We start from the raw sequence: 3,700 nt of genomic DNA, 5'->3' as shown, positions 1-3,700 counted from the left end.
GGCGCGGCGGGCCGGCCGAACGCCGTCCGCCGTGCCCCCCCGGTCCTCGCTGTTCAGCGGGATGATCTGCGCGTCCCCCCGGGCTTCGTCACGGTCCGCCATGCGCTCCGCCTTCCCCCGTCCGCCGCCGTGACTGGCCGCTCCCGTCCGTCGGACGCGTCACGACGAACCCACCAGCCGGCGCCGGCCCAGCGAGCCGAGCAGGCCGTGCTCGAGGCGGGACACCAGCTCGTGGTCGATGGTGAACCGCAGGTCGCGATACCGGACGAAGTTGTCGAAAGTCTCCACGGTCGAGTATCGGGGCCGGTAGCCGAAGACCGTCTTCAGCCGGGCCGTGTCGACCGCGCGCCCGTGGGCGAGCAGGTCGAGCTGCTCGGCGGAGAAGTCGACGAGTCGCAGCCGGCGGGCCACGCCGCCGAGAGCGCCGATCGCCGGGAAGGGCACCGGCAGGAAGGGGCGGCCCGCCCGGCGGATCGCCTGGGAGAGCAGCAGCACCCCGTCTCCGGCGACGTTGAACGTGCCCGCGTGGTCGCCGCGGGTCGCGCGTAGGAGGACGGCGAGGGCGTCGTCGGAGTGCAGTAGCTGGATGCGGGGGTCGAAGCCGAGCACCGTCGGCACCACGGGCAGGTCCAGATATCGGGCAAGCGGGCTGTCCACCTGCGGGCCGAGGATGTTGGTGAAGCGCAGCACGGTGACCGCGATGTCGGGACGGCGCCGGCTGAACCCGCGGACGTAGCCCTCGACCTCGACGGCGTCCTTCGCGTAGCCGCCGGTGGGCAGGGATCGCGGCTCGGCGTCCTCGGTGAACAGCGCCGGGTCACGCGGAGAGGACCCGTAGATCGACGTCGTCGACTTCACGACCAGCCGGCTGACGCTCCTCGCCTTCTGGCAGGCGGCGAGGAGCTGCATCGTGCCGATCACGTTGATCTCTTTCATCGCGGCCCGGCCACCCGCCCCCAACGGGGTCGCGATGACGTTGAGATGCAGCACCGTGTCAACCTCGGTGGTGGAGATGACCTTGGCGATCAACGGGTGCCGGATGTCGGCTCGGACGAACCGGGTGCGGCCGAGATCCGCGTCGGGCGCCGCCGTGTCGACCCCGACCACGGCCTCGATGGCGGGATCCGCGGCGAGGGCGGTCGCCACCTGGGCGCCCAGCGGCCGCGCGACACCGGTAACCAGCACTCGGCGTGGTCTCATGGCAGTCTCCCCGCAACGCCCGCAGGCGTCCCCTCCGGCGCCGGGGCCGCACGGGCCGGCCGGATTTGACCCGTCGGCCACCGCCGATCGCCGGTGGCCGTACCCGGTCGGGGACGATGCACGCGACCCCGCCGCGGTCATCGTACGCCCACACTTCCGCCGTCCACTGCGCAGCGTGAGATTATCCGGCGTGTCGACTACAGCAGGTGAACATCGTCAGGCGGGGAGCGGCAGATCCTGGACGATGCGGAAGGCGGAGGGGTCTCGGGGAAGCTGTGCGATCACGACGGCGTCCTGGCGACGCAACCGCAGCGCGTCCGAGGCCCGGCCGCAGTTCACCGCGATCATCACGCGGCGCAGGGCGTCCTCGCACACGGTGACCCCGCCCCGCGGCACCTCGCCGTAGGTCTGCGTGAAGGTCAGCCGCATGAGCCGGTTGCCGGCCCGCACCTCGACCGGATCGCCGAGCAGAATGCCGGCCGCTTCCAGGTCGATGCGGGTCACGTTGAGCGAGAGATTGCCGAAATGGTCGATGGACACGACCTCGCCGTGGACGTGATCGTCGTCGACGCTGCACGCCCGCGGCCGAAACCGGGTGAGCGAGGCCGCGTCGAGCCGCGGACCGACGTCCGTCAGGTCCAGGCCCGCCGCGAGCCGCGCCGCAACCGGCGCATAGACGTCCCGGCCGCGGAACACTGCGGTGGGCACCGGCAGCCACAGCTCCCGATTGGCGATCTCGTGGACGTCCGTGATCCCGCCCAGGGCTTCCCAGGCCAGGGACGCCACTCCGTTGTCCGGGCACACGAACACGGAGCCGTCGGCGGTGCGGACCGCGACTCCACGGGTGTAACCGTCGGCGTCGAGGCGTTCGACGACGACGAGCTGGATCCCGGCTGGCAGGTAGCCGACCGCCCCGGCGAGCGTGATCGCCGCGTGCCCCACGTCCTGGGGCGCGATCGAATGACAAACGTCGAGAACGCGCGCGGACGGGGCGTGCCGCGCGATCACGCCGTGGCACACCCCGACGCAGGCGTCGTCGACGCCGTAGTCGGACAGAAAGTTGATCCACGATCCCGTCATGCCGGCCCCCTGCCTGCGGGCCGGCCGCACTGCCGCCCCAGCGGAGCAAGCCTGCCACAGAGTCATGGCTTAAGCACGCAGAGCGACACGACGAGGCCCCATAGGCATCGGAGCCGTACGCCACACACGGGATGGAACGTCAAAACGACGCCGACGGCGGGAACGTGGGCCCAGCCGACCGTCCACCGGCCGCCGGCTTGTCCCCCCCGCCGGCCTTGGGCCGGGAACCTACTTCTTGTTACGACGCTGAACGCGAGTGCGCTTCAGCAGTTTGCGGTGCTTCTTCTTGGCCATCCGCTTGCGACGCTTCTTGATGACTGAGCCCACGTACCCGACCGATCTATGTTGAGGAAGTTACCGGGCGAGCCTACCCGCCGCGGAGACCAACCACGTCGCGCCCGGTGTCCCGACTACGAACGGCCCAGTTCCCGGGAGCGGTCACCAGCGGCCTCCAACGCGTCCATCAGCGCCGCACGCACCCCCCGCCGGTCCATCTCCCGCAACGCCGCTACGGTCGTTCCCGCGGGCGAGGTGACCGCCTCCCGCAGCAGCGCGGGATGCTCGCCGCTCTCGCGCAGCATCCGGGCCGAGCCGAGCGCGGTCTGGGTGACGAGTTCCGTGGCCAGCGGGCGCGGCAGGCCGAGCAGCACGCCCGCCTCGACCATCGCGTCGACCAGATAGAAGAAGTACGCCGGCCCGCTGCCGGACAGCGCCGTGACCGCGTCGAGCTGCGACTCCGCGACCTGGGCGACCCGTCCGACCGGCTCGAGCAGCGCCTGCGCAGCAGCGAGATGCTCCGGTGCGGCATTGCGGCCGCCGCAGATCGCCGACATCGCCTCCCCGACGAGCAGCGGGGTGTTCGTCATCACCCGGATCACCGGCGGCGACGACGGCAGCCGCTGCTCGATCGCCGCCGTGGTGACCCCGGCCGCGAGCGACACGACCAGCGTGTCGGCCGAGACCTCCGGGGCGATCTCGGTCAACAACGCGGCGACGTCCTGCGGCTTGACCACGATGAGCAGCACGTCCGCCTTGGCCGCGGCGACCGTCGGTGGGTGCACCTCGACGCCGTGGCGGGCCGCGATCTCGGCGGCCCGGCCCGCGTCCCGCTCGGCCACGACGACGTCCCCGGCCGCATGCCCGGAGCCCAACAGGCCGGTCAGCACCGCCCCGCCCAGCCGTCCCGCCCCCATGACCGCAACGATCATGACCGTCCTTCCCTTCCGTCCGCTTCGACCTGGAGGGTACGGCCCGATCGGGCGATCCGGGGAACGCGGGTCTCCCGGATGCTGGACTGCCCGCTTCAGCGGCCCCCGCCGGGCGCACCGCCGTGGCCGGACCACCGGTCCCCGCCGTGGTGCCCGCCGTCGCCCCGGTGACGACCATCGGTCGTACCGCGGCCGGGATCGCGGCCCGCGGC

At 72.2% G+C, this 3,700-nt stretch carries 4 protein-coding genes; all 4 read right to left on the bottom strand.

Translation table 11 applies throughout. The annotated features are described in order from the left end of the window. Positions 1 to 159: 159 nt before the first annotated feature. Positions 160 to 1,200 (bottom strand): NAD-dependent epimerase/dehydratase family protein, encoded by a 1,041-nt coding sequence (locus ND748_RS27810; protein WP_251749163.1) that lies wholly within the window; start codon positions 1,198 to 1,200, stop codon positions 160 to 162. Between the two features lie 216 nt (positions 1,201 to 1,416). Beyond that, positions 1,417 to 2,280, bottom strand: coding sequence for an S-adenosyl-l-methionine hydroxide adenosyltransferase family protein (locus ND748_RS27805; protein ID WP_251749162.1), 864 nt, complete (start codon positions 2,278 to 2,280; stop codon positions 1,417 to 1,419). Between the two features lie 228 nt (positions 2,281 to 2,508). Next, a complete protein-coding gene (locus tag ND748_RS27800; RefSeq protein WP_003948845.1) occupies positions 2,509 to 2,607 on the bottom strand; it encodes a 30S ribosomal protein bS22 in 99 nt (32 codons plus the stop codon). An 83-nt stretch (positions 2,608 to 2,690) separates the two neighbouring features. Beyond that, the gene (proC, locus tag ND748_RS27795; RefSeq protein ID WP_251749161.1) at positions 2,691 to 3,488 is read right to left on the bottom strand and encodes a pyrroline-5-carboxylate reductase; all 798 of its coding nucleotides are present in this window, start codon (positions 3,486 to 3,488) and stop codon (positions 2,691 to 2,693) included. Positions 3,489 to 3,700 lie beyond the last annotated feature (212 nt).

The sequence above is a fragment of the Frankia sp. AiPs1 genome (assembly GCF_023716945.1).
Lineage (GTDB): Bacteria > Actinomycetota > Actinomycetes > Frankiales > Frankiaceae > Frankia.
Note: the sequence above shows the minus strand (reverse complement) of the source record. Positions and strands in the feature narration are given on the sequence as shown.

Coding starts and splice junctions, on each gene's coding strand:
- ND748_RS27810 (WP_251749163.1), bottom strand. CDS start 1,200: ATGAGACCACGCCGAGTGCTGGTTACCGGTGTCGCGCGGCCGCTGGGC.
- ND748_RS27805 (WP_251749162.1), bottom strand. CDS start 2,280: ATGACGGGATCGTGGATCAACTTTCTGTCCGACTACGGCGTCGACGAC.
- proC (WP_251749161.1), bottom strand. CDS start 3,488: ATGATCGTTGCGGTCATGGGGGCGGGACGGCTGGGCGGGGCGGTGCTG.